Here is a 21,616-nt window from a genome sequence, read left to right as displayed (position 1 = left end):
TGTGGTGTGAAATGCAGAATGGTGCATCACAATGCATTTGTAAATATTTTGGATGAATAATTTTGCATCTTTCTGAAGAAATTGGTTCCCGCCTGCAGGAAGAACGGAAGCGCTGCGGTATGACCCAAGCTGAGATTGCGGACGCAATTGGCGTGGTAAAGCGTACTCAAGCGAACTATGAGGCAGGAACGAGCGATGCACCTGCGCCCTACCTGAGTAAGGTCGCTTTGCAGTTCGGCTTTGACGTTCCCTACATCCTTACTGGCGTTCGTACGAACCTGGCTGAAAGCACGTTGAACGAAATCGAGGACTGCTTGATTAAGCAGTTCCGCAGCATCACTACGGACGATCAAAAAGCGATCCGTCGTTTCCTTGAAGCCATGGCTGACGATGCGGCTCGCCATCGGTTGTAACTTGAAGCAAAGCTCATGACTCATTAGTCGTGCTCCCGTTCCAATGCGGTTGGCCGCTCCGATAACGTCGAATCAGCAATGCACGTTATGGAGTAGTAAGCATGTTGGATCGCAAGAAGAACGATCAGACCGCGTTCGAAAATATCGAGTCGGAAGCCATTGGACTCACCAAAATCGAATGTCGCCTGATCGATCTCTATCGTCGGCTCACCGAAGTGGAACAACAGCAAGTTCGCCGGTTAGCCGAGATAATGGCAATCAACCCAAAGGAGTCTGTAGGGGGCTGAAAGTCATTCGTTGAATGATCCCGATCGCCGGCCATGTGTCGGCGATTTGTCGCTATGCCACCGCCTGCGTTCCCAACTGCTCGAATAGCTCCCGCTGTTTCGCCCTGGGCATTTCGCGCAGGCGATCGATGAGTAACCGTTCGAACGTCTGCGATGACGGACTGAGCGTGTGCGAAAACGTCAGGTTCGCCACCCAGGTATGCCCGCACTTTGCGTCCAGGCATTGGCAGTAAAGCTTCACGAACTCCGTTGTTACCTCTTCCCGCGAGGCAATCCGGCCCTTGTGGCCGCACTTGCATACAACTCTCATGGTGTCCCTCCCCAGGGGCAACTGATCGCCACCATAGTGCCATACTTTGTAGTGGTACTCGCTGCAAGGTGTCTTTCATGCAGTCGATTCCACTGTTTTTGGCGCAGGTATCCAGCTAAATCGCCTGTCATCTCGCAGTCGATCATTCAGCTGGTTGAACAGCTGGCAGATCGGCCTGATCTCGTTGCTGGTGTACACCCGATCGATCTTCTCGATGTCGCCGAAGCCGCCGGTGTTCTCCGGAATGATGCCGGCCAGCGCGGGGTTCATTCGCCAGGCCGCAATGACGTCGTTCCGGGTGATGTTCTTCACCTTCTCCAGTTCGTCTTTCGCCTGGAAGTCACCCACCGGGATGATCTGGATTGCGTTCTCCTTGCCGTTGGGGATGTTGACGAACATCGAACGGAAGTTGCCCACACCCTTGCTCGCGCTGATCTGGGCGCGCAGCTCGTCTTCGTCCTCTTCGGTCAGGTCGGGGTCGTTGGTGTAGAAGATGTAGCCGGCGTGCGCGCCGTTGCTGTAGTACCGCCGGCGGAAGAGGGTGGCGGCCTCGTTCAGCAGCAGCGCCTGCAGGCCGCCCAGGTAGTCGGGAATCCCATAGATGTTCTGTTCCACGTCGTAGTCCAGGACGTGGGAGACCTCGTGCGCCTCGAACTCCATTTCCTTGTTGTCGGGCAGCAGCATCACGAAGCCGCCGTCGACCTTCACCCGCATGTTGATCGCGGGCAGGTGCTGCAGCTCCAGCACCTGCCCGAACGCGTTGGTGTCGTTGTAGAGGTACGCTTCGCCGAACACCATGTAGTCCAGGCCGGCTCGCCCCATCGTCTCCGTGCTGCAGCCGGCCGAGGGAATGAACTCACGCAGCAGCAGGTTGCGCTTGAACTTCGGGATGGCGCCGTGGTGCGCGTTGGCGCGCAGCAGCTTGGCCAGGCCGACCCGCGACACCGGCGGCTTGTAGATCTTGCCGTCGTCGCTGGGAAACACGCCTACGTACTCGCCGATGTTGCCGGACAACACCTGCTCCGGTTCCCCGAACGTAAACGTGCGCATCGGCTGCTGCTTCGGTTTGGCTTCGTGTTGCATTCTGCGTTTGCGGTTGGCCATGGCTGTTCTGGTTACTCGTTACGTAGCGGCTGCGGCGCCGCTTGTTGGTGTTCAAAGGCTCGTTGGAAAGGGCGTGCATCACCGCCCAGGCGATGTCGGCGTGGCCGGTGGCATCGGTGCGCGAGGCGCTGTAGGTGATCTGGCCGCTGTTGGTGGCGCCGCGCTTGATGGTCAGGAAGGCCTGGGCGATGTCGTTCCAGCCTGCGTCCCATTCGATGCGGCTCCCCTGGATCGTGTCCTGGGCTTTCAGCACCAGGGCGTTTTTCGCCTCCAGGCTGTAGTGAATAGGCGTCGCCTTGGCATAGAAGTCGCGCACCAGGTCGAAAACGCCGTAACCCACGCCGGTGACATCGATGCCGATGTGCTGGACGTTGAAGCGCTCGGTCAGCTTCTTGACCTGGGCGGCCTGGTAGGTGAACGAGTGGCCCCGCCAGCTGTGCTTCTCCAGGATCCGGAACTTCGCCCCGGGTTCGAGCGGCGGCGCGACGACCACGCAGGTGGCGTCGTCGCGGGTGCGGCTCGGGTCGTAGCCCAGCCAGACCGGACTGTTGCCGAACGGCCGATCCAGTTCCGGGTTGAAGTCGTCCCACAACGACAGGTCCGAGTAGCAGCGCTCCAGGTCCTTGAGGCTGAACGCGCTTTGGGTGCTGTCGATGAACTTGCAGTAGAAGAGCTGCTGAAACTTGTCCTCGTCGTACTCCAGCTGCAGCTGCTCCAGGTCGAACAGGTCGCAGCCGCCGGCGATGGCATCGTCCAGGGTGATCGTCTTGCGCCACTGGCCGTCCGGGCACAGCGCGCCCTGCGTGTAGGCCGCTTCGCTCGGCCACTCCCCGCCGGCCTTCTTGCCGCGCTTGCTGTTGCGGAACTCCTCCCCCGACCAGAACGGGTACGCCTGGTGCGACACGGCGCTGGGCGTCGAGAAATAGGTCTTGCGCCATTTCTTGTGGGTGCCCATGGCGCTGGCCACAGTGCTGAGCTTCTCGAAGTCGCGGATCCAGAAGTATTCGTCCACGTAGACGTGGCCGTGGTAGCCCTGGGCGGTGCTGCTGTTGGTGCTGAGGAAACGCAGCTCGGCGCCGTTGCTCAGGGTGATCGGGTTGCCGGTCAGTTCGATGCCGAACCACTGCTGGGCGAATTGGACGATGTAGCTGCGGAAGATCTCCGACTGCGCACGGCTGGCGGACAGGAACACCTGGTTGTCGCCGCTCAGCACGGCGTCCATGAACGCCTCGCCGGCGAAGTAGTAGGTCAGGCCGACCTGGCGGCTCTTGAGGATGTTCCGGATGCGGCGGGTCAGCGGGTTCTGCTTCGCCGCGAACAGCTCTTTCTGGTAGGCGTACATCTTGGAGATGAACTTATCCAGGAAGTCCACTTCGGTCAGGCCGCTGACGTCGTTCTTGGCCTTCTTTTCGCGCTTCTTGCCGCCACCCTCGCCGCGCTCGCGGCGCTGCCCTGACGGGCGCTCCCGGGCCTGGTCCGGGCCGTCCGCAGACGGCGCCGGCGCCGGCTTGTTCGATTGCTTGATGAGGCGCTCCCGGAGCGTGGTCAGGCGCTCCAGCTCGTCGAGTTCGCCCTTTGCCAGCGTCTCGGCCTTCTCCAGGATCAAGGTGATCCGTCGGCTGACCGCGCTCAGCGGTTCCTCATCCGTCAGCATCTCGTCCCAGCACCCTTGGCGGATCCAGTAGTAGACGATTCGGATGTTGGGCAGCTTCAGGTGCGCCTGGATCTCCTTCACCGAACAGCGGCGCAGGTAGAGGCGTTTGGCGGCTTCTTTGACTTCGGTCGGGTAGTTCATGGGCCGCAGTCTATGCGGCGAAAACTCGGTAAACGCGGGGTTAAATTCCGCGAACCTCCTACATCACGGAAATAGGAGGAAGTCGGAATTCAACCGTTTGTTCGGGCCCCGACGGCTCCCTATCGTGGCGGTTCATTCAACGATTGAGCGCAGTCACCGACCATGCCCCGTTCCCTTGTCTCCTACTGGAAACGCGTAGCCACCAGCGGCCCGACCGTCGATGGACGCGAGATCCTGCCCCAGGAACTGCGCGACATCGCCGAGACCTACACGCCGACCCTGTACACCGCCGTTATCTGGTGTGAGCACGACCGCTGGTTCGGCTCGTTCGGCACCGTGTTCGCCGTGCGCCTGGTCGAGGAGGGCGAGGACCTGGAGCCTGGCCAAGTCGCCCTTGAAGCGCAGCTGAAGCCCAACGACAAGCTGCTGCGCCTGAACGACGCCGGCGAAAAGCTGTTCACCAGCATTGAAATCGCTCCGAATTTCCGGGGCCGTGGCAAGGCGTACATGACCGGCATCGCGGTCACCGACGAACCCGCCAGCGTCGGCACCCAGGAACTCTACTTTTCCAGCCGCACCAGCCGCGATTCCTACTTCGCGGCCTCCCATGAGCTTGGCTCATTCGGCCAAACCGAGCCGCAGGGCGAGATCGGGCGCCTTGCCGCGATGTTCACCCGCCTGTTCAAGCGTTTTGCGCTCGAAGACACCCCCCCCGAAACCACTCAGCAACCCCCAACCGAGAGCAAAACCCCAATGGATGAAGCTACCGCAACGGCCTTGAAAGCCCTGCTGGCCCAGCTGCTGGTCGTCGCCGCCGGCATCCAGGCCGTAATCGAGCCTGCCGCCGAAGAGGCGCCGGAACCTGACCAGTCGCTGGTCGATGATGTGAGCGCGGCCGTGGACGAAATCGTCACCACCGCCGAAGAGGAACGCGAGTTCAAGCGCAGCGCCAACGGCAACAAGGCTGTGATGGCCGCGCTGGGCAACCTGCAAAAGCAGTTCACCGCCCTGCAGAACACCACCGCCGGCCGCAACCTGCCGCGCACCACCGGCCCAGCCGGCAAAGCCAAACCTCGGGTGCTTTGACATGAGCCGTTCCCTGAGCGCCTACGGCGCCAAGATGTACGCCCAAATGCAGTTGGCCATCGCCGAGACCTACGGTGTCGAAGTGGCCAGCGAGATGTTCAGCGTCGAACCGTCGGTGGCCCAGGAGCTGAACGACGCCATCACCGCCAAGGCGGACTTCCTGGAGCGGATCAACGTCTTTCCGGTGGACGAGATCAAGGGCGAGAAGATCTTTATTGGCGTCTCCGGCCCGGTCACCGGCCGCACCAACACCAAGACCACCGACCGCGAGGCGAAGGACGCTTCGGCGCTGGAGAACAGCACCTACGAGCTGTCGCCCACCGAATCCGACGTGGGCCTGCCTTACGCGAAGATCGACGCCTGGGCCAAGTTTCCGGACTTCCATCAACGCTATTCGGCGGCAGTGCAGAAGCAGATCGCGCTGGATCGCATCATGGTCGGCTTCCACGGCGTGAAGGCGGCGGTACAGACCGACATCGTCGCCTATCCGATGCTGCAGGACGTGAACAAGGGCTGGCTGCAGCAACTGCGCGAGCAGGCACCGCAGCAGGTGCTCAAGGAAGGCAAGACCGCCGGCAAGGTCACCTTGGGGCAGGGCGGCGATTACGCCAACCTGGACGCCCTGGTGCACGACACCAAACAGATGGTGGACGAGCGCCTGCGCGACGGCGGCGACCTGGTCGCGATCATCGGTTCTGACCTCTTGGCCGCCGACAAGGCGAAGCTGTACGCCAAGCAGGGCGACGTGCCGACCGAAAAGGAACGCATCGAGGACGCCCAGGTGATCGCCACCTACGGCGGCCTGCCGAGCTTCAGCGTGCCGTTCTTCCCGGTCAACGCGGTGCTGGTCACCAGTTGGGACAACCTGTCGATCTACTTCCAGAGCTCCAGCTGGCGCAAGCAGACCGTGGACAACCCGAAGCGCTCCCGCGTCGAGGACTACAACAGCCGCAACGAAGGCTACGTGATCGAGCAGCTGGAAAAGATCGCGCTGACCGAGAACGTGGAGCTGGTGAAGTGAGCCTGGCCCTGGCGCACAAGCGCCGCACCTTGGCTATGGGAAGCGCTGCAGCGATCGCCGTTGCAGCGGCTCCCCAGGCGTATTCGCCGGCGGAAGCCCTGAGCAGCCCGGCCAACGCCAAGAAGCACCTGCTGCTGATGGAAGCGGCGCTGAACCAGGACCTGGAGCGGCTGAGCAACCTCAAGAACCTGGCCAGCAAACAGGCGCTCAAGCGCGACGAGCTGCTGCCTAAGTACCAGGACTTTATCCAGCGCTACATGGATTCGGGGCTGGTGATGGAAAACCGCGTCCTGGTGCAGGTGATGGTCTGGCTGTTCGACACGGTGCAGTTCGAAGACGGCCTGGAGCTGGCGGACTTTGCCATTGGGCAGGGCCAGCAGATGCCGGAGCGATTCAAGCGCCGCGACGTGCAGACCTTCGTCGCGGACGCGGTGATCGACTGGGCCTATGCCGAACACAACGGCGGCCGCAGCCCGGAACCCTACCTGTCGAACCTGCTGCCGCGTGTGGACGGCGAATGGGATCTGACGGAGCAGATCCCGAGCAAGTACCACAAGCTGGTCGGCATCCGCGCCATGGAGGCCGAGCAGTGGGAAACCGCGCTCCATCACCTGGAACGCTCCACCGCGCTCTACGCCAAGGCCGGCAACGAGACGCGCATCGCGAAGTGCCGCAAGGCCCTGACCAAGCAAGCACCCGCCGTCACCGGCGCCCAATAACCGACTACCCCCCCAGCGGGGAACTGTGGACGTGAGTCTGCCATTTATGGCCAGCCCCATGAGAAACAGTCTCCCCGCCCTATTCGAGCGGTCAGCAATGAGCTTTTCCGGGAAACCCACCACCTTTGTGGAACAGATCATCGAGAACGACGGCTTTTGGCCGGACCTCTCCGTGTCCGAGTTCCAGAAGGGCTACCGCCTGCCGGCGGAGTTCCTGGGCGACCTGCTGACCGACGCCCTGGCCATCGCCATGGTCGAGGTCAACGCCGACCTGGCCGCCGTGAAGGCCGCCCTGCAGGACAGTGGCGTGCCGGACCTGGACTCCGTGGCAGGCATCGCCACCCCTGCAGCCTGGGCCCATGCGCATAAGGCCAGGCTCTACAAGCGCGCGGTGTACTGCCGCGCCAAGGCCAGCGCCCTGCAGCAGTTCGCCACCGTGACGCGCCGGGAAAGCGCCGAGAACACCGGCAAGGAAGCCCCCGAGCGCGAGGACACTTTCCTGGCCTACAGCCAATCGGCCGTGCGCGTCCTGCAGGGACGCGGCCGCATCACGGCGGCGCTGCTATGACCAAGCTGCAGGCACTCACCGCGTACCTGCTGCAGCGCCGCCTGGTCGAGCCTGAGCAGCTGGACAGCTTCACCGAGCAGGTAAAGCTGCAGCTCATTTGGAAACCCGACGTGGACGGCATGCACCTGGGCGACATGCGCTACCGCGCCGCGATCATCCTGGAGCGCTTCGCCGACCACCCGGCGCGCCTGATGGCTCTGGTCGGCAGTTGGCTGGAGAACCACGACGCCGACCGCGACCTGCACGAACTGCCGGCGCCGGAGTTCGCCGTGGAGCCGGACGACAACGACCTGTTCGACGTGGAAATCACGCTGGAATTCGTCGAACCGCAGTACCTGGCCGAAGACCCGGCCGGCGAGATCGAGGCCTTCGGCAAGGCCTGGGCGTTCGTCCCGTTTGACCTGTGGGTCGCCGAGCGCGGCGAGGTGGCCACCAATGGCGGGACGTAGCACCTTCGAACTCGACGTCCGGGGCCACCTGGGCGTGCGCGAGCAACTGGCGTTGCTCAGCCTGCCGCCTCAACTGCGCCGCCGGCTGCTGAACCAGGTCACCAAGCGCGTGCGGACGATGAGCCGCCAGCGCGTGCGTGAGCAGCGGAACCTGGACGGCTCGCCGTTCGCCCCGCGCAAGGGCGACGGCAAGGGCAAAAAGAAGATGGAAGCCGGCCTGGCCAAGCTGATGGTCGTCACGCGGCTGACCGCTGACGAAGCGGAACTGGGCTGGAAAAACGCCCTGACCCGCTGGGTCGCCGCCCAGCAGCACAACGGCGTCAGCGAGCGGCGAACCGCCGCGCAGATGCGCCGCTGGAACAAGACGCCGCCGGGGCTCGCCGCCACCGACAAGCAGGCGAAGCGCCTGCGCCGGCTGGGCTTCCGCGTGCGCCAGGCGGGCAAGAAGGCCTTGGCCAGGCCGTCCGTGGCGTGGATCCAGGAGCATGTGAACTACGCCCAGGCGGGCCTGCTGATCCGGATCCTGGACGACCAGCGCAACGAGTCCAGCTGCGCGCAGAGCTGGGAAATCACCTTGCCCAAACGCCAGTTCATCGGCGCCGCCACCGAACGAGACACCAGCCTCCTGGTTAACCAGGTGCTGCAACAGATCCTAACTTCACCCCGCTAACGAGGCACTGCATGGCACTCGGAACAGTCACCGTCGACAATCTCAATCTGGGCCAGGGTGCCGTGACTGAGGTCGAGCGTTATTTCCTTTTCATCGGCCCGGCCGGCAAGAACGTCGGCCAGTTCATCGCGCTGAACACCGACAGCGACCTGGACGCCACCCTGGGCGCGCCGGCCAGCGACCTGAAGACCCAAATCACCGCGGCTCGGCTCAACGGCGGCCAGCGCTGGGCCTGCGTCGCCGCGCCCATCGGCTCGGAAGGCGACTGGGCCAGCGCGCTGGAGAAGGCCCAGCAACAGGGCTACTCCGTAGAAGGCGCGGTAATCACCAAGCCGGTGACCACCGCCGCCGAGCTGACGGCCATGAACGACGCGGCCGTCGCCATCAACAACAAATACGGCCGGCGCCTCTTCATCCTGGCGGCCACTCCCGGCGTCACCGCCCAGCAGACCTGGTCGCAGTACGTCACCGAGCAAAAGGCGCTGGTGGGCAACCTGGCGGCACCGCGTGTCTCGCCGGTGGCGCAACTGCACGGCAATGACCTGGGCGTGGTGGCCGGGCGCCTGGCCAACGCCTCCGTGAGCATCGCCGACAGCCCCATGCGCGTGGCCACCGGGCCGGTGCTGGGCCTTGGCCCTGTGCCTATCGACGCCGACAAGGTGCCGCTGCCTTCGGCCGTGCGCAGCGAGCTGGACCGCGCACGGATCTCAGTGTCGCAGACCTATCCGGATTACCCGGGCGTGTACTGGGGCGACGGCAACATGCTGGACGCCCCGGGCAGCGACTTCCAGGTGATCGAGTACCTGCGCATCACCGACAAGGCCGCCCGCCAGATCCGCCCGCTGCTGATCCGGCGCGTCGCCGACCGGCGCCTGAACAACACCCCCAACAGCATGGCGGTCAACACCAGCCAACTGATGGCGCCGCTGCGCGCCATGGCCAAGTCCGTCAAGTTCAACGGCGAGGTGTTCCCCGGCGACATCGAGCCGCCGAAGGACGGCGACCTGGTGCTGGAGTGGCTGAGCAAGACCAAGGTCGTGGCCTATTTCAAGCTCCGTCCCCTGAACTGCCCCAAGGATCTGCAGGCGAACATCGCCCTGGACCTTTCCACCGACAAAACGGAGTAACGCCCCATGGCAAAGATTGGCGGCAAGAATTTCGACGTGAACCTGGGCGACATCGCGCTGCACGTCGAGAGCTGCACCCTGGACATCACCGACAACTCCGCCGTGGCCCAAACCCGGGGCGTTCCGGACGGCTACGTGGACGGCGACGTCGCCGCCGCCGGCGAATTCGAGCTGGATACCTCCAACTTCAACCTGCTGGTGGATGCGGCGCGTTCGGCGGGCAGCTTCCGCGAGCTGAAACCCTTTGACGCCGTGTTCTTCGCCAAGGCCGGCGAGGACGAGGAAATGCGCGTCGAGGCGTTCGGGTGCCGGATCAAGGTGTCCAGCCTGCTGGCCATCGACCCGAAGGGCGGCGAGAAGAGCAAGCACAAGGTGCCGTTTGACGTCACCAGCCCGGACTTCATCCGCATCAACGGCGTGCCTTACCTGGCTGCAGCAGAGACCGAGGGGCTGCGCTGATGGTGGACTGGTTCGACCGCGCCCAGGTCCTGGAGCAGCGCCAGCGCGACCAGGCGATCAAGGCCCAGCTGGCCCGCAAGCGGCCGAGCGGGCCGAGCCTGACCCACTGCGAGGACTGCGACCAGCCGATCCCGGAAAAGCGCCAGGCGCTCGGCGGCATAACCCGCTGCGTGCCGTGCCAGACCCTTATCGAACAAGGACAGCGCCGATGACCCCACGCGCCACCCCGAAAGGCAACCAGGAAAGCCGCTTCGCCGTACTCGAACACCGGGTCACCGACCTGGAAAACCGCCATGAAACCGTCCCGACGCGGGTCACCCGATTGGAAGGCGAGTTCGAACACATGGCCGGCCAGCTCTCGGACCTGAACGACGGCCAGCGCGAGCTGACCGCCACCGTTGCCGACATCGGCACCAAGGTGACCCGGATGCTCGCCGTGCTGACCGTCCTGGGCGTTGTCGCGCAGATGGTCGGGCCGGCCTTGCTCAGGATCTGGTTCCCATGAGCCTGCGCGGACGTATCACCGCCGGCTTGATCGCGCTGGCCAGCACCCCGCTGGTGATCTTCCTAGGCACCTGGGAGGGCAACGGCCAGAACACCGTCTACGCCGACAAGCTGGCCGGCGGCCTGCCGACCGTGTGCAAGGGCATCACCCGGTACACCAGCCCGTACCCGGTCGTGGTCGGCGACTACTGGTCGCCCGCCAAGTGTGCCGAGGTGGAGCAGCTGGTGATCCGCAAGACGCAGCTGCAGCTGGCCGAGTGCATCACCAACCCGAACGTCAGCCAAACCACGTTCGACGCACTGACCAGCCATGGGCACAACTTCGGCGCGCCCAGCACCTGTTCCAGCCGTGCGGTGGCGCTGATCAACGCCGGACGCATCGCCGAGGGCTGCAGGGCCCTGGCCTGGGCGCCGGACGGCAGGACGCCGGTGTGGGCCTTCGTGACCGACGCCAAGGGCAAAAAGCAATTCGTCCCAGGCCTGCACAACCGCCGGCTGGCTGAGTCCCGGTTGTGCGCGGAGGGGCTGTGATGCTGCGCGTAGGCCTGTCTATCGCCGTGCTGTGCCTGATCACCTGGATCGGCTTCGACACGCTCACAGAACAACGCGACACGGCGCGGCAAGAGCGCGACAGCGCGCAACGGGAGGTGCGAGGCCTGCAGGAAGCGGCGCGCATCAGCGGCGAAATGCTCGCCGAGCGGGACGCCATCGACCAACGAAACACCACGGAACTGACCCATGCACGCACTGAAATCGAGCGCCTGCGCCGCGCTGTTGACGACGGCTCTCTACGGCTGCGGATCCGCGCCACCTGCTCCGTCCCAGGACCTGTGCCCGCCACCGCCGGCGCCGCCGGCGTGGCTGCTGCAGGAGGCGCCGAACTCGCTGCAGACGCTCGACCGGATTATTTCGCCCTCCGAGAAGAACTCGCCCTCAGCCGGCAAATGATCCTCGGACTGCAGCAATACGCCCTCGGCGTGTGCCGGCGGACGCCGGCGAACCCGGGCACCACTTTTCCCAACCCCAACGAGAGAACCACCCCATGAACGAGCAAAACGCAGCAATCACCCTGGAAGTCGGCGAACAGGAATTCACCTTCAACCTGACCCCGGCGGACGTGACCAAGTATTTCAACGCTTTGACCCAGACCAACAAGGTCGCCCCGGGCCACAACCTGCTGATGACCACCGTCCTGCAGGAGCAGAAGGCCACGCTGAAACCGCTGCTGGGCAACCCGGTGATGGTGATGCAGATCGCCGGCGCGCTGCTGGACGAATACGCCCCCAACGTTGAGGTGATCGTAAAAAAGCGCTCGAGCACGCTGAGCGCCTGAGTGAAAACGGCCTGGGCCAGCTGATGGCCCTGACGAACCGCTGGCTACCTGGTGCCGATCCCACGCCCGAGGCGATGGGGACGGCCAAGTGGCTTGAGGACGAACACTGGAGACGCATGGAATTTGCCGTGGCTAACGGCATCGCCCTTGCGCTGAACGGGTGACGACATTGGCAGACCGTAGCGCCAGCCTGGCTTTCATCCTGAGCCTGACCGACAAGGTCACCGCGCCCCTGGGCAAGGTGAAGGCGGGCTTTTCCGACCTTGCGGAACAGAGCGAAAAGCACATCAAGACCATCGGCCTGGGCGTCGGCGGGCTGACGGCTGGCGTGGTCGCCATCAGTGAATCCATGAAGCCGGCGCTGGAGGTGAACCGCGCCCTGGGCGACGTGCGGTCGCTCGGCGTGGCGGAGGATGCGCTGTCGGCGCTCAACGCCAAGTCGCTGGAGTTCGCCGTGGAGTACGGGGAGAACGCCAAGGATTTTGTGGCCTCGGCCTACCTGATCGAGGGCGCCATCAAGGGGTTGGCCGGCAATCAGCTGGCCATCTTCACCAACACCAGCAACCTGTTGGCCAAGGCCACCAAGACCGACGCCGAAACCATGGGCGAATACGTCGGCACGCTCTACAACCTGCAGAAGTCCCAGGCCGACGCCATGGGCAAAGGCGCGTGGGTGGAGCGGCTTGGCGGCCAGACGGCGCTGGCGGTGAAGCTGTTCCGCACCAGCGGCGCGGCCATGAAGGACGCCTTCAAGGAGGCCGGGGCCATCGCCACGACCTCCGGCGTTGACCTGGCCGAACAGATGGCGGTGATCGGCACCCTGAGCAGCACCATGGAGGGCGGCGACGCCGGCGGGCGCTACAAGGCGTTCTTCGAGAACATCGGCGCCGCTTCGGAAAAGCTCGGCATGAAGTTCACCGACCAGCAGGGCAAGATCCTGCCGATCATGACCATCCTGGACAAGCTGCAGGGCAAGTTCGGCGACCTGACCAGCGCGTCGGCCGGGGCCAAGCTCATGGAAGCCTTCGGCGGCGAAGGCGCCCAGGTGATCGGGGCGCTGGCCAAGGACAGCGACCGCCTGCGCAACGGCATCGAGCAGCTGGGCAAGGTGCGCGGGCTGGAGAACGCCGAGCAGATGGCGCGCGAGATGGTCGATCCGTGGCAGCAGTGGGCGTCCCTGGTGGAGGTCATGCGAACGGTGTTCGGCCAGGTGCTGATCCCGGTGCTGACGCCGTTCATGGACAAGATGGTGGACATCGGCAAGACCCTGGTCCGCTGGTCGAAGATGTTCCCCAACATCACCCGCGTGATCGGCATCACCTCGCTGGCCATCATGGGCATCATCGGCGCCTTGTCGATGCTTACCCTGGCGGTAGGCGTCGCCAAGATGACCTGGCTGGGCCTGCTGACGGTGTGGAAAGTCCTCCGCCTGATGGGGCTGCGCACCGTCGCGGTGTTCATCCTGCAGAAGATTGTGATGCTGGCTTATGTGGCCGTGATCTACACGCTGAACGCCGCTCTGGCGCTCATTCGCGGTGCCATGCTGCTGTGGCAGGGCGCTATCTGGCTCGTCAACGCGGCGCTGTTGGCCAACCCGGTGACTTGGATCGTGGTCGGCATCCTCGTCCTGGTCGCCGTCGTCGTTGCGGCGATCTACTACTGGGACACCTGGACCGCGGCGCTGATGAACACGGCCGCGTTCCAGTTCGTGTCCGAGAAGTTCCAGAAGCTCGCCGACTGGTTCAACTCCATGGGCGGCTGGTCAGGCATGGCCAAGGCCGCGTGGGACAGCATCGTCGGCATCTTCACCAAGGCCGTCAACGGCGTGATCGAGCTGCTGAACAGCATCCCCGGGGTGAACATCGAAGCGCGCTTCGGCGGGATGCCGGAGATCCCCGGCGCCGATGCCGCGACCGGTGCGTCCGACACCGCCAACGCCGCGCAGAAGGCGCAGCAGACCATCAATGCCGCTATCCCCAGCCTGTCGCCGGCGCGCCCTTCGGCGGTGCCGCCTGGCGGGCTGCTGACCAGCATCCAGAACAACAGCAGCAACCAGAGCAAGGGCACGCACGTGGAGAACGTGAACATTCACACCGGCAAGGCGATGACGCCGCTGGAGATGGAAAACATGGTCGCCATGGCGGTGGGCGGATGAGCGAATACGTGGACCTTCTGATCGTCGACAACGACCTGGCGCTGGATCCGTCGCACCAGCCGCTGCTGATCGACGACCGCGCCTGCATCGCCCAGGACATCGCCCACATGATCCGCGACAGCGGCCTGTTGGTCGTCCTGGTCGCCGAGCGCGACCGGCTGAAACAGCGCGACTGCGTGCAGCGGATGGAACTGCTGGTGGAAGACGACGTGCGCCTGGTGCCGGGGACGGCACGCATCACCGAGCAGTCGCCGGGCGTTTACCTGGTCACCGCCAAAACCCTGAAATTCGGATCGATGGAGGTAAGCCTGTGAGCGTCGATTTTAAAAAGGTGATCGCCGATGCCGGCATCCCGACCACCGAGGCGGGATTGAAAGCCGCCTGGGAAAAGGAGGTCGAGGCCCAGGGCGCCAAGGTCGCCAACACCAGCAGCTATTCGCCGTTCTGGCGGGTCATGACCGCGCTGGTCACCAAGCCGGTGCTGTGGCTGCTGGACTTCCTGTGCCTGACCGTGCTGCCGAACTTCTTCGTGAAGACGGCGGTGGACGCCTGGCTGGACATGCTGGCCTGGGCGGTCAATGTCGAGCGCAAGGGCGCCACCAAGGCCAAGGGCAAACTGCTGTTCACCCGGGCCACGCCGGACGGCGTCCTGGAGCTGGAGAAAGGCATTGTGGTGCAGTCGGCCGCGATCAACGGCAACGTCTATCAGCTGGTGACCACGGCGGCGGCGACTTTCCAGCAGGGCCAGCTGCAGCTGGACGTTCCGGTGGAGGCGGTCGAGGCCGGGAGCGGCTTCAACCTGGCGCCGGGCTACTACGCGATCCTGCCGGTGCCGATCCCCGGCATCGTCCAGGTGGTGAACCGCGACGGCTGGCTGGCGTCCCCGGGGGCGGATCCGGAGCCGAACGACCAGTTGCGCCTGCGCGTGCGCAACCAGTTCTCGGCGGTCAACCAGTGGCACACGGACGCGGTGTACCGCGCCATGATCTCCACCTTCCCGGGCGTGCGGCCGGACGGCGTGTACTTCGAACACGGCGCGCCCCGTGGGCCTGGTAGCGCGAACGCCTACGTGCTGTTTGACGCCGGCGTGCCGGCGGACACCTACCTGGCGCAGATCAACGCGCATATCCGCGACCAGGGGAACCACGGCCACGGCGACGACCTGATGACCTTCGTCATGCCGGAGGTGCCCGCCATGGTGAACCTTTTCCTGTGGCCGAAACCCAACCTCGGCGCCGAGCGCGTCAGCGCCCTGGTGAAAGAGGTGGAACTGTTCGTCCGGGCCGCGTTCCGCGAAAGCACGCTCACCGACTACCAGCCGACTCTGACCTACCCCCAGTCGCGGTTCAGCTACAGCCGTCTCAGCGAAGAGCTGCACCAGCAGTTCGCCGACATCACCTCGCTTCGTTTCATGCCCGGCCAGGACATCATCAGCGGCCTGAACATCCCGCGCCTGGCTCAGCTGAAGGTGACGGTGCAATGACCAAGCTGAAACTGCCTTTCTGGCTCGGCGGAACAGAGCTGAGCAAGCTGGTCGCCGCCGCCCAGGCCTGGTGGGAGACGGTCACCGGCTGGCTGCGCTGGCCATACCAGCAGATCGACCCCGACACCTGTCACCTGGCGATCCTGGAGCTGTGGGCCTGGCAGCGCGACGTGACGCGCTTCACCGGCGAGCCCGAAGCGCTGTTCCGCCTGCGCGTGAAATACGCCTTCATCAATTCGGTGGATGCCGGCAGCACCGTCGGCATGAAGCGCATCTTCGAGCGTCTGGGCGTCGGCTACGTCGAGATCGAGGAACGCCAGCCCGGCCGGGACTGGGACGTGGTGCTGCTGAAGTTCAGCAATGCACAGCTGTCGCTCAATCCCGAGCTGCTGCGCGTGCTGATCCAGCAGTACGGCCGCACCTGCCGGCGCTATGACTTCGTGACCATCACCCCCGTGGGCCTGAAATTGGGCCTGATCGACTTCAACGACGACCAGCAGACGCTGGTCGCCAGCCTGTAGGAGCGCACCGTGAGCGCCAGCATCACCTTGGCGGGCGAAAGCCAGATCGCCCTGAAGCAAAGCCAGAGAAAGCCCCTGATCATCACCCGGTTTGTCTTCGCCAACGTGCCCGGGCTGATCCCGGACGTACCGGTGGACCGCGCTGCGGGCAAGCCGCCGGCGGCGCAGATCGTCCACGTCTATGACGTCCCGAAAGAGAATTCCGGCTTCGTGAACCCCAACCAGGTGGTGTACAGCGCCCAGCTGGGATCCGACGTCGGCGACTGGGACTTCAACTGGGTTGGCCTGGAGGACGCCGACGGCGTCCTGTTCGCCGTGTCCTACGTGCCACTGCAGCAGAAGCGCAAGAACATCCCGCCGCTGCAGATCGGCAACAACGTCACCCGCAACTTCCTGGTGGCCTTCGACGGCGCCCAGGCGCTGACCGGCGTGACCATCGACGCCAGCACCTGGCAACACGACTTCACCGTGCGCCTGGCGGGCATCGATGAGCGCGAGCGCCAGAGCAACCGCAGCATGTACGGCCGCGCCTGCTTCTTCGCCGACTCGCTGGCCTTCGAGAAGACAGCCAACGGGTTCCAGCTGCGCCCGGGCACGGCGTACATCGAGGGGATTCGCGTGGCCTTGGTCGAAGCGCTGCCCATCACCGGCGTTATCCCGGTCGGCAGGATCAACCTGGACGTGTGCCTGGAACGCCAACTGAACGACCGGGTGGCGACCTGGAAAGTGGTGTACGGCGAACAGGCCGACTACACCGATTCCGCCGGCGCCCGCCATTACTGCGTGCCGGTGGCCTATTTCCTGTCCTCGGTGGGTTTTTCGGACATGCGTCAGCCCGAGCCGGTCACCGGCCCGCTGATCCAGCACTTCGCGGCGCGGGACGGCGACTACGCGAACCTCCGCGCCCGGGGCACGACGAAAGACGACGTCCAGCTGGGCAACCTGCCCAACGCCAAGAGCGACGACCCGGAAACCAACAGCAGCGAGATCCTGGCCACGACCGCCGCGCTGAACAAGGTGCAGAGGCTGGTCGGCGACTCCATGACCGGCATGGTGGCGGGGTTCGCTCTTTCCTCGGCGCCCACCGGCTGGCTCAAGTGCAACGGCGCGAACGTGTCCCGAACCACCTTCGCTACGCTCTTTGCCCGCCTCGGCACGTCATTCGGCGCCGGCGACGGAAGCACCACGTTTGGCTTACCGGATCTGCGCGGGCTGTTCCCCCGGGCCTGGGACGATGGCCGAGGCATCGATCCGGGACGCGCCCTGGGCAGCTATCAGGAAATGCTGCTGGCTTCCCACGCGCACTCCGCATCGGCCGCCACCGCCGGCGACCACGCGCACTTGGCCTCGACCGACGCACAGGGGGCACACACCCACGCGGCCTGGACCGACGCCCAGGGAAACCACGACCACGGCTTTCGGTACGTCGATAACGGCGCCGGCATCTCGATTGGCGCGTCCACCGCCGGCGGCAGCGCGGTCACGCTTGAGCTGCCGTATGGCCAGAACGCGGACAACCGCCCTTACCGCACGGACTACCAAGGCAACCACGCGCACAACGTCGGCATCGGCTGGGCGGAAGCGCACGTCCACAACGTTGGCGTGAACGTCGGCGGCGCCCACACCCACGGCATCGTCGTCACGCCTTCGGGCGGCAATGAAACCCGGCCGAAGAACATGGCCCTTCTTTTCTGCATCAAGTATTGAGATCGAGCATGACCGACAAACTCGTCTACCAGACCAACCACCTGGGCATCTTCGTGGCGGCCGTGACCGCCGACGAATCGCCGCTGGAGCCCGGCGTCTACCTGATCCCCGGCGGCTGCGTCGAAACCGCGCCGCCGGCGATCCCCGAACACAAGGCCGCATGGTGGAACGGCAAGGCCTGGCAGCTTGTGGACTACTTCGGCGGCGTCGTGGTGTACAGCATCGATACCGGCGAGCCGCGCACCCTGGAGGGCTTCGAGCCGGTGCCGGCCGGCTACACGATGAAGAAGCCCGGGCCGAACCAGGTCTGGAAGGACGGCGAATGGGTCGACGACATCGATGCCGTGCTGGCCGCGCTGCAGGCGAAGAAGCTGCAGCTGATCGAGAGTGAGTGCGCGGCCTACGTCGCCGGCGGCTTCAGTTCCAGCGCCCTGGGCGAGGCCTACCGCTACGGCAGCGCGATCGACGACCAGGTTAGCCTGAACGCCCAGGTGCTGCTGGGCCTGGACGACACCTATCCATGCTACGACGCCCACCAGGTGATGGCCTTCCGGCCGCACACCATCGCGCAACTGCAGAAAGTCAGCCATGACCTGGTGCGCTTCCGCCAGGCCGCGCAGCAGCGCGCCGAGAGCCTGCGCCAGGCGGTGGCCAAGGCCCTGCAGGACAAGGACCTGCAGGCGATGAAGGACATCGCCTGGACGGTGCCGGCATGACCTGGGCACCGGTGACGATGCGCTGGCCGGAGAAGGCCACGCAATGGATGGGCGGACTGGCGGCGGCTCAGGGCCTGGCCGGCGGGGAGCTGGCCGGCACCGCCCGCCGCCTGGCTGGGCTGGAGGGCCTGGCCAGCACCAACCCGGGGCCCGTCGGTGACGCGGCAAAGGACGCGATTGCGGCCGGCCGCGCCGCGCTCAACGAGCAGTTGGGCCAGGCGCCGGCGTGCCTGGTGGTGACGCCGTTCCAGAGCGGCATCGGCCAGGGCAAGGGCTACCAGCGCTTCCTGTCGGCGCCGAACGTGCTGGAACACCTGGCGAAAAAGCTGGAGGACGCCACCGACACGGGGCGCCCGGGCGGGCAGCAATACGCACTGTCGATCCTGTTCCTGGGCACGCGCCTGGAGCAGTTGGCCAGCGGCCTGTCGCGGTTCAACGCCCTTTTGCCGATCCCCGACCTGGTGCGCACGGAGCGCCGCGCCCAGCACCTGGCCAAGCTGGAGAACGACAAGTGGGAGATCCCCGGCGCCGGGCCGTTGCCACGCTGGCAGGCGCTGCCGCTGGAGCGCTGCACGGTGGTGAAGGCCGCCAAGCAGTCCATGGCGGGCCAGCTCGCCGTGCTGGAGGGCTACGCGGCCGACAGCTCGCCGTTGGGCGACCTGGCCGCGCTCGCCGCCCGCAAGAGCGCCCAGCAGCAAGGAAGGGATCGGCAGTTGGCTGAGCTGAAAGAACTGCTGGCCGGGGGATCGCCTGACGTCAGCATGCGGGCGCGCCTGATCGGCCCGGGCATCACCAGCGAGCTGCGCCGCGAGCTGCTGGCCGGAGACGCCCCGGGGCATGAGTGGGTGCAGTGCGCCGGCCTGTTGCTGGTGGGCACGAAAGAGGGATTGAGCTTCGTCCAAGAGCTGGTGGGCCTATGACGCTGTTGCTCGACGGACAGAAGGTCCAGGGGAAGAACCTCAAGGTCACCGCCAACCTGCGTATCGAGAGCGGCGACATGTCGGGGCAGACCAGCAACACCGACAAGGCGCACAAGGGCTTCAAGCCCAAGACCCTGGCCGTGTCGCTGACGATCCCGTTTGTCGATCAAACGCAACTGACCGACCTGATGCGCCTGGCCGAAGCCACGACGGGCGGTGGCCAGCTCCACCTGTACCGCGTCGTCAACGACACCGCCGAGGCCTTCGGCGTGCGCCAGGTGGAGTTCTCCGAGGGCGTCAGCGCCCGCGAGGCGGACAACCTGAAAGCCTGGCTGGTGCAGTTCACGCTGAGCGAGCGCGAGTCGAACCCGGAGAAGGTCGAAGAGCGCCGCGCCGGCAACAAGGTGAACGCCCAGGGCGCGCCTGGCAGCGCGGTCGGCGAAGGCGGCAACGCTTCGGGCGACAAGCCCGAGCTGAGCGGCTTTGAAAAGGTGCTGGGCCGTGTGGATAAGTGGCTGGGCGGGAGTGAGAAAGCATGAAGCTGCACAAGGTGTTGGCCGTCAACGGGTCGCAGGTGGCCTTGGTCAAGGAGGACGTCCGGCTGGACGCCACCAGCCCCGGCCGGGCGAACTTCACCGTTCAGTCCGCCGTTGCGCTGAAAGGCCTGGTGACGCTGGATATCGGCTACAACGACGGTCCGCTGCAGCGCCACTTCGTCGGCTACGTCGAACGCTGCACCGCGGCTAACGCGGTAGAGCAGGTGCTGTTCTGCCGCGAGCTGGCTGCAGTGCTGGCCAACCCGCTGCCGCTGAACCTGCGTCACGTCGATCTGCGCGTCGTGCTGGCCGCCATCAGCGAGCAGACCGGACTGCGCTTCCGCGTGCCGGACCGGCCCTATGCCGGCGTGAAGGCGCCGTACTTCTACAGCCTCGCCGCCGGCTACCAGGCGATGGACAGTCTTGCCCGGGTGTTCAGCATCCCCGACTTCACCTGGCACCAGGCGGGCGACGGCGAGGTGTTCGCCGGCAGTTGGGCCGACAGCTTCTTCGGCGCACGGGCGCCGCTGCAGATCCCCACGGAGCTCTTCGACGGCTACCAGGGCAACCAAAGCGCGATGGTCGCGGCCCTTCCCGGGCTGCGGCCAGGCGCAACGATCAACAACGGCGAGCGCATCACCAGCGTGGCGCTCACCAACGACCAGATGGCCATCCGATGGAAGACGCTTTCCGCCGCTCAGTAGAGCGCCAATTCCCCGAACTCACCGGCGGTTACCACCTGCCGCGCTTCGCCCAGGTCACCGCCGTGGCCGATGCGCCGGCGGATGCCGGCATCTGCGACGACTACCGCCCGCGCTACGCCGTGGACATCGTCGTCCTGGGCCCGGACGACCAGCCGGATCCGGCCATGCCGCCGCTCACCGGTGTTCCCTTGCCGTTGCCGACCGGCGGCGAGGAAATGGGCGTCTACGCCTTCCCGGAGGAGGGCACGCGAGTGGTGGTGTGCTTCGCCTACGGCCTGCCGAACAAGCCCTACATCCAGTCGATACTGCCCCACGGACTGAGCATGCCGAAGGTGCCGAAAGGCGACCAGGTCTGGCAGCACAGCGGCGCCGCCCAGCAGCGCGTCGATGCCGACGGCAACTGGCTGCGCCAGACGGACGGAAAAATCCGGGATCATGCGATAGAGCGCGAGGTGGAGGCCCTGGACAACCGGGAGCAGTTCCAGAGTCACACGCGGGCGGTCGATGACCACTCGACCGAGACGGTGGGCGGCGTGAAGAAGATCGAGGCGCTGGGCGCGCTCAAGCTGCTGTCGGGCGGGTCGGCTAGCCTTGCTGCGGTGGACGATCTGCACCAGGCTACCGGGCGGGATCTGAACTTGGTTGTGGGTCAGAAGCACAACACCACGGTGGGTGGCGACATGCAGGAACGAATTGAAGGTATGCGTCAGAGTTTGGCAGGTGCATGCCAGCGATTACAGGCGCCAAAAAACTGGGTGGGGTCTAGCGGTATTAATATTTTCACCGTTGTCTGTGACCTGCTCGATTTAGTGCAGGAGATGAATGGCCAGCTTGCCTCTCACACCCATGGGTCTACACCAATACCTTCCAATACAGCAGCTTTTGTTCAAGACGCTGCAAAGGCGGCTTTGATGTCTGCGCAATTGAGGACGGTCACTCTATAAAATCGCGTAGATGACTTACTTTCAAAAAAAATAGTATGCTCATTGTCATGCGGTATTAAACAGGCAGGTTGCGAGCGGAGCGGCG

Annotated in this window: 29 protein-coding genes; 26 read left to right on the top strand and 3 right to left on the bottom strand. The window is 65.0% G+C overall.

Features of this window, described 5'->3' with window-relative positions:
* Positions 1-62: 62 nt before the first annotated feature.
* Positions 63-413, top strand: a complete 351-nt coding sequence (locus CAG29_RS11890; RefSeq protein WP_085694544.1) for a helix-turn-helix domain-containing protein — start codon at positions 63-65, stop codon at positions 411-413.
* A gap of 101 nt (positions 414-514) precedes the next feature.
* Positions 515-700 (top strand): hypothetical protein, encoded by a 186-nt coding sequence (locus tag CAG29_RS11885; RefSeq protein ID WP_085694542.1) that lies wholly within the window; start codon positions 515-517, stop codon positions 698-700.
* Positions 701-752: 52 nt separating this feature from the next.
* Here CAG29_RS11885 and CAG29_RS11880 read toward each other — a convergent pair whose 3' ends face one another.
* The 3 genes from CAG29_RS11880 to CAG29_RS11870 form a co-directional block, all read right to left on the bottom strand.
* On the bottom strand, positions 753-1,010 hold the full coding sequence (locus CAG29_RS11880) for an ogr/Delta-like zinc finger family protein (protein ID WP_085694636.1): 258 nt from the start codon (positions 1,008-1,010) through the stop codon (positions 753-755).
* Between the two features lie 75 nt (positions 1,011-1,085).
* A complete protein-coding gene (locus tag CAG29_RS11875; RefSeq protein ID WP_085694635.1) occupies positions 1,086-1,955 on the bottom strand; it encodes a phage portal protein in 870 nt (289 codons plus the stop codon).
* Positions 1,867-3,909, bottom strand: a complete 2,043-nt coding sequence (locus tag CAG29_RS11870; RefSeq protein ID WP_085694540.1) for a terminase large subunit domain-containing protein — start codon at positions 3,907-3,909, stop codon at positions 1,867-1,869. The genes CAG29_RS11875 and CAG29_RS11870 overlap by 89 nt, the downstream gene beginning before the upstream one ends.
* Positions 3,910-4,071: 162 nt before the next feature.
* Here CAG29_RS11870 and CAG29_RS11865 point away from each other — a divergent pair, with 162 nt between their 5' ends.
* The 24 genes from CAG29_RS11865 (at position 4,072) to CAG29_RS11755 (ending at position 21,531) form a co-directional block, all read left to right on the top strand.
* Entirely contained in the window at positions 4,072-4,995 is a 924-nt protein-coding gene (locus tag CAG29_RS11865) for a GPO family capsid scaffolding protein (protein ID WP_085694537.1), read from the top strand.
* Position 4,996: 1 nt separating this feature from the next.
* Entirely contained in the window at positions 4,997-6,016 is a 1,020-nt protein-coding gene (locus CAG29_RS11860; protein ID WP_085694535.1) for a phage major capsid protein, P2 family, read from the top strand.
* On the top strand, positions 6,013-6,735 hold the full coding sequence (gene gpM / locus CAG29_RS11855) for a phage terminase small subunit (protein WP_085694533.1): 723 nt from the start codon (positions 6,013-6,015) through the stop codon (positions 6,733-6,735). Before CAG29_RS11860 ends, gpM begins: the two co-directional genes overlap by 4 nt.
* Before the next feature lie 97 nt (positions 6,736-6,832).
* Positions 6,833-7,303 carry a head completion/stabilization protein gene (locus tag CAG29_RS11850; RefSeq protein WP_085694531.1) on the top strand — a complete coding sequence of 157 codons (471 nt, stop codon included), beginning with the start codon at positions 6,833-6,835 and terminating at the stop codon, positions 7,301-7,303.
* Positions 7,300-7,752 (top strand): phage tail protein, encoded by a 453-nt coding sequence (locus CAG29_RS11845; RefSeq protein ID WP_085694529.1) that lies wholly within the window; start codon positions 7,300-7,302, stop codon positions 7,750-7,752. The genes CAG29_RS11850 and CAG29_RS11845 overlap by 4 nt, the downstream gene beginning before the upstream one ends.
* On the top strand, positions 7,739-8,422 hold the full coding sequence (locus CAG29_RS11840; protein ID WP_085694528.1) for a phage virion morphogenesis protein: 684 nt from the start codon (positions 7,739-7,741) through the stop codon (positions 8,420-8,422). Before CAG29_RS11845 ends, CAG29_RS11840 begins: the two co-directional genes overlap by 14 nt.
* 11 nt (positions 8,423-8,433) lie before the next feature.
* A complete protein-coding gene (locus CAG29_RS11835) occupies positions 8,434-9,549 on the top strand; it encodes a DUF2586 domain-containing protein (protein ID WP_085694526.1) in 1,116 nt (371 codons plus the stop codon).
* Between the two features lie 6 nt (positions 9,550-9,555).
* Entirely contained in the window at positions 9,556-10,008 is a 453-nt protein-coding gene (locus tag CAG29_RS11830; RefSeq protein ID WP_085694524.1) for a phage protein, read from the top strand.
* Positions 10,008-10,220 carry a TraR/DksA family transcriptional regulator gene (locus CAG29_RS11825; protein WP_085694522.1) on the top strand — a complete coding sequence of 71 codons (213 nt, stop codon included), beginning with the start codon at positions 10,008-10,010 and terminating at the stop codon, positions 10,218-10,220. The genes CAG29_RS11830 and CAG29_RS11825 overlap by 1 nt, the downstream gene beginning before the upstream one ends.
* Positions 10,217-10,513 carry a hypothetical protein gene (locus CAG29_RS11820; protein WP_085694520.1) on the top strand — a complete coding sequence of 99 codons (297 nt, stop codon included), beginning with the start codon at positions 10,217-10,219 and terminating at the stop codon, positions 10,511-10,513. The genes CAG29_RS11825 and CAG29_RS11820 overlap by 4 nt, the downstream gene beginning before the upstream one ends.
* Positions 10,510-11,043, top strand: coding sequence for a lysozyme (locus CAG29_RS11815; RefSeq protein ID WP_085694518.1), 534 nt, complete (start codon positions 10,510-10,512; stop codon positions 11,041-11,043). The genes CAG29_RS11820 and CAG29_RS11815 overlap by 4 nt, the downstream gene beginning before the upstream one ends.
* Positions 11,043-11,558, top strand: a complete 516-nt coding sequence (locus tag CAG29_RS11810) for a lysis system i-spanin subunit Rz (protein WP_085694516.1) — start codon at positions 11,043-11,045, stop codon at positions 11,556-11,558. The genes CAG29_RS11815 and CAG29_RS11810 overlap by 1 nt, the downstream gene beginning before the upstream one ends.
* Positions 11,555-11,845 carry a putative phage tail assembly chaperone gene (locus CAG29_RS11805; protein ID WP_085694514.1) on the top strand — a complete coding sequence of 97 codons (291 nt, stop codon included), beginning with the start codon at positions 11,555-11,557 and terminating at the stop codon, positions 11,843-11,845. Before CAG29_RS11810 ends, CAG29_RS11805 begins: the two co-directional genes overlap by 4 nt.
* A 23-nt stretch (positions 11,846-11,868) precedes the next feature.
* On the top strand, positions 11,869-12,009 hold the full coding sequence (locus CAG29_RS29020; RefSeq protein WP_170930455.1) for a hypothetical protein: 141 nt from the start codon (positions 11,869-11,871) through the stop codon (positions 12,007-12,009).
* A gap of 5 nt (positions 12,010-12,014) precedes the next feature.
* On the top strand, positions 12,015-14,000 hold the full coding sequence (locus CAG29_RS11800; protein WP_085694512.1) for a phage tail tape measure protein: 1,986 nt from the start codon (positions 12,015-12,017) through the stop codon (positions 13,998-14,000).
* Entirely contained in the window at positions 13,997-14,314 is a 318-nt protein-coding gene (locus tag CAG29_RS11795; protein WP_085694510.1) for a DUF2590 family protein, read from the top strand. The genes CAG29_RS11800 and CAG29_RS11795 overlap by 4 nt, the downstream gene beginning before the upstream one ends.
* Positions 14,311-15,483: a baseplate J/gp47 family protein gene (locus CAG29_RS11790; RefSeq protein WP_085694508.1), complete on the top strand. Its 1,173-nt coding sequence runs from the start codon at positions 14,311-14,313 to the stop codon at positions 15,481-15,483. Before CAG29_RS11795 ends, CAG29_RS11790 begins: the two co-directional genes overlap by 4 nt.
* Positions 15,480-16,004 carry a phage tail protein gene (locus CAG29_RS11785; protein ID WP_085694506.1) on the top strand — a complete coding sequence of 175 codons (525 nt, stop codon included), beginning with the start codon at positions 15,480-15,482 and terminating at the stop codon, positions 16,002-16,004. The genes CAG29_RS11790 and CAG29_RS11785 overlap by 4 nt, the downstream gene beginning before the upstream one ends.
* A 9-nt stretch (positions 16,005-16,013) precedes the next feature.
* Positions 16,014-17,711, top strand: coding sequence for a phage tail protein (locus CAG29_RS11780; RefSeq protein WP_085694504.1), 1,698 nt, complete (start codon positions 16,014-16,016; stop codon positions 17,709-17,711).
* Positions 17,712-17,719: 8 nt separating this feature from the next.
* The gene (locus CAG29_RS11775; protein WP_085694501.1) at positions 17,720-18,427 is read left to right on the top strand and encodes a hypothetical protein; all 708 of its coding nucleotides are present in this window, start codon (positions 17,720-17,722) and stop codon (positions 18,425-18,427) included.
* Entirely contained in the window at positions 18,424-19,347 is a 924-nt protein-coding gene (locus tag CAG29_RS11770; protein WP_085694499.1) for a hypothetical protein, read from the top strand. Before CAG29_RS11775 ends, CAG29_RS11770 begins: the two co-directional genes overlap by 4 nt.
* Positions 19,344-19,886 (top strand): DNA-binding protein, encoded by a 543-nt coding sequence (locus tag CAG29_RS11765; protein ID WP_085694496.1) that lies wholly within the window; start codon positions 19,344-19,346, stop codon positions 19,884-19,886. The genes CAG29_RS11770 and CAG29_RS11765 overlap by 4 nt, the downstream gene beginning before the upstream one ends.
* On the top strand, positions 19,883-20,587 hold the full coding sequence (locus CAG29_RS11760) for a hypothetical protein (RefSeq protein ID WP_085694494.1): 705 nt from the start codon (positions 19,883-19,885) through the stop codon (positions 20,585-20,587). The genes CAG29_RS11765 and CAG29_RS11760 overlap by 4 nt, the downstream gene beginning before the upstream one ends.
* The gene (locus CAG29_RS11755; protein WP_085694492.1) at positions 20,560-21,531 is read left to right on the top strand and encodes a hypothetical protein; all 972 of its coding nucleotides are present in this window, start codon (positions 20,560-20,562) and stop codon (positions 21,529-21,531) included. The genes CAG29_RS11760 and CAG29_RS11755 overlap by 28 nt, the downstream gene beginning before the upstream one ends.
* Positions 21,532-21,616: the final 85 nt, after the last annotated feature.

Source organism: Pseudomonas sp. B7(2017) (assembly GCF_002112745.1).
Taxonomy (GTDB): Bacteria; Pseudomonadota; Gammaproteobacteria; order Pseudomonadales; family Pseudomonadaceae; genus Aquipseudomonas; species Aquipseudomonas ekonensis.
The sequence above is the reverse complement of the archived record's forward strand: the minus strand, read 5'-3'. Positions and strand labels throughout refer to the sequence as shown.

Bases quoted from the DNA above. Each gene is read 5' to 3' on its own strand.
- CAG29_RS11850 (WP_085694531.1), top strand. From the start codon at position 6,833: ATGAGCTTTTCCGGGAAACCCACCACCTTTGTGGAACAGATCATCGAG.
- CAG29_RS11880 (WP_085694636.1), bottom strand. From the start codon at position 1,010: ATGAGAGTTGTATGCAAGTGCGGCCACAAGGGCCGGATTGCCTCGCGG.
- CAG29_RS11795 (WP_085694510.1), top strand. From the start codon at position 13,997: ATGAGCGAATACGTGGACCTTCTGATCGTCGACAACGACCTGGCGCTG.
- CAG29_RS11835 (WP_085694526.1), top strand. From the start codon at position 8,434: ATGGCACTCGGAACAGTCACCGTCGACAATCTCAATCTGGGCCAGGGT.
- CAG29_RS11755 (WP_085694492.1), top strand. From the start codon at position 20,560: ATGGAAGACGCTTTCCGCCGCTCAGTAGAGCGCCAATTCCCCGAACTC.
- CAG29_RS29020 (WP_170930455.1), top strand. From the start codon at position 11,869: ATGGCCCTGACGAACCGCTGGCTACCTGGTGCCGATCCCACGCCCGAG.
- CAG29_RS11765 (WP_085694496.1), top strand. From the start codon at position 19,344: ATGACGCTGTTGCTCGACGGACAGAAGGTCCAGGGGAAGAACCTCAAG.
- CAG29_RS11860 (WP_085694535.1), top strand. From the start codon at position 4,997: ATGAGCCGTTCCCTGAGCGCCTACGGCGCCAAGATGTACGCCCAAATG.
- CAG29_RS11840 (WP_085694528.1), top strand. From the start codon at position 7,739: ATGGCGGGACGTAGCACCTTCGAACTCGACGTCCGGGGCCACCTGGGC.
- CAG29_RS11820 (WP_085694520.1), top strand. From the start codon at position 10,217: ATGACCCCACGCGCCACCCCGAAAGGCAACCAGGAAAGCCGCTTCGCC.
- CAG29_RS11805 (WP_085694514.1), top strand. From the start codon at position 11,555: ATGAACGAGCAAAACGCAGCAATCACCCTGGAAGTCGGCGAACAGGAA.
- CAG29_RS11785 (WP_085694506.1), top strand. From the start codon at position 15,480: ATGACCAAGCTGAAACTGCCTTTCTGGCTCGGCGGAACAGAGCTGAGC.
- CAG29_RS11830 (WP_085694524.1), top strand. From the start codon at position 9,556: ATGGCAAAGATTGGCGGCAAGAATTTCGACGTGAACCTGGGCGACATC.
- CAG29_RS11775 (WP_085694501.1), top strand. From the start codon at position 17,720: ATGACCGACAAACTCGTCTACCAGACCAACCACCTGGGCATCTTCGTG.
- CAG29_RS11760 (WP_085694494.1), top strand. From the start codon at position 19,883: ATGAAGCTGCACAAGGTGTTGGCCGTCAACGGGTCGCAGGTGGCCTTG.
- CAG29_RS11845 (WP_085694529.1), top strand. From the start codon at position 7,300: ATGACCAAGCTGCAGGCACTCACCGCGTACCTGCTGCAGCGCCGCCTG.
- CAG29_RS11885 (WP_085694542.1), top strand. From the start codon at position 515: ATGTTGGATCGCAAGAAGAACGATCAGACCGCGTTCGAAAATATCGAG.
- CAG29_RS11865 (WP_085694537.1), top strand. From the start codon at position 4,072: ATGCCCCGTTCCCTTGTCTCCTACTGGAAACGCGTAGCCACCAGCGGC.
- CAG29_RS11815 (WP_085694518.1), top strand. From the start codon at position 10,510: ATGAGCCTGCGCGGACGTATCACCGCCGGCTTGATCGCGCTGGCCAGC.
- CAG29_RS11770 (WP_085694499.1), top strand. From the start codon at position 18,424: ATGACCTGGGCACCGGTGACGATGCGCTGGCCGGAGAAGGCCACGCAA.
- CAG29_RS11825 (WP_085694522.1), top strand. From the start codon at position 10,008: ATGGTGGACTGGTTCGACCGCGCCCAGGTCCTGGAGCAGCGCCAGCGC.
- CAG29_RS11870 (WP_085694540.1), bottom strand. From the start codon at position 3,909: ATGAACTACCCGACCGAAGTCAAAGAAGCCGCCAAACGCCTCTACCTG.
- CAG29_RS11810 (WP_085694516.1), top strand. From the start codon at position 11,043: ATGCTGCGCGTAGGCCTGTCTATCGCCGTGCTGTGCCTGATCACCTGG.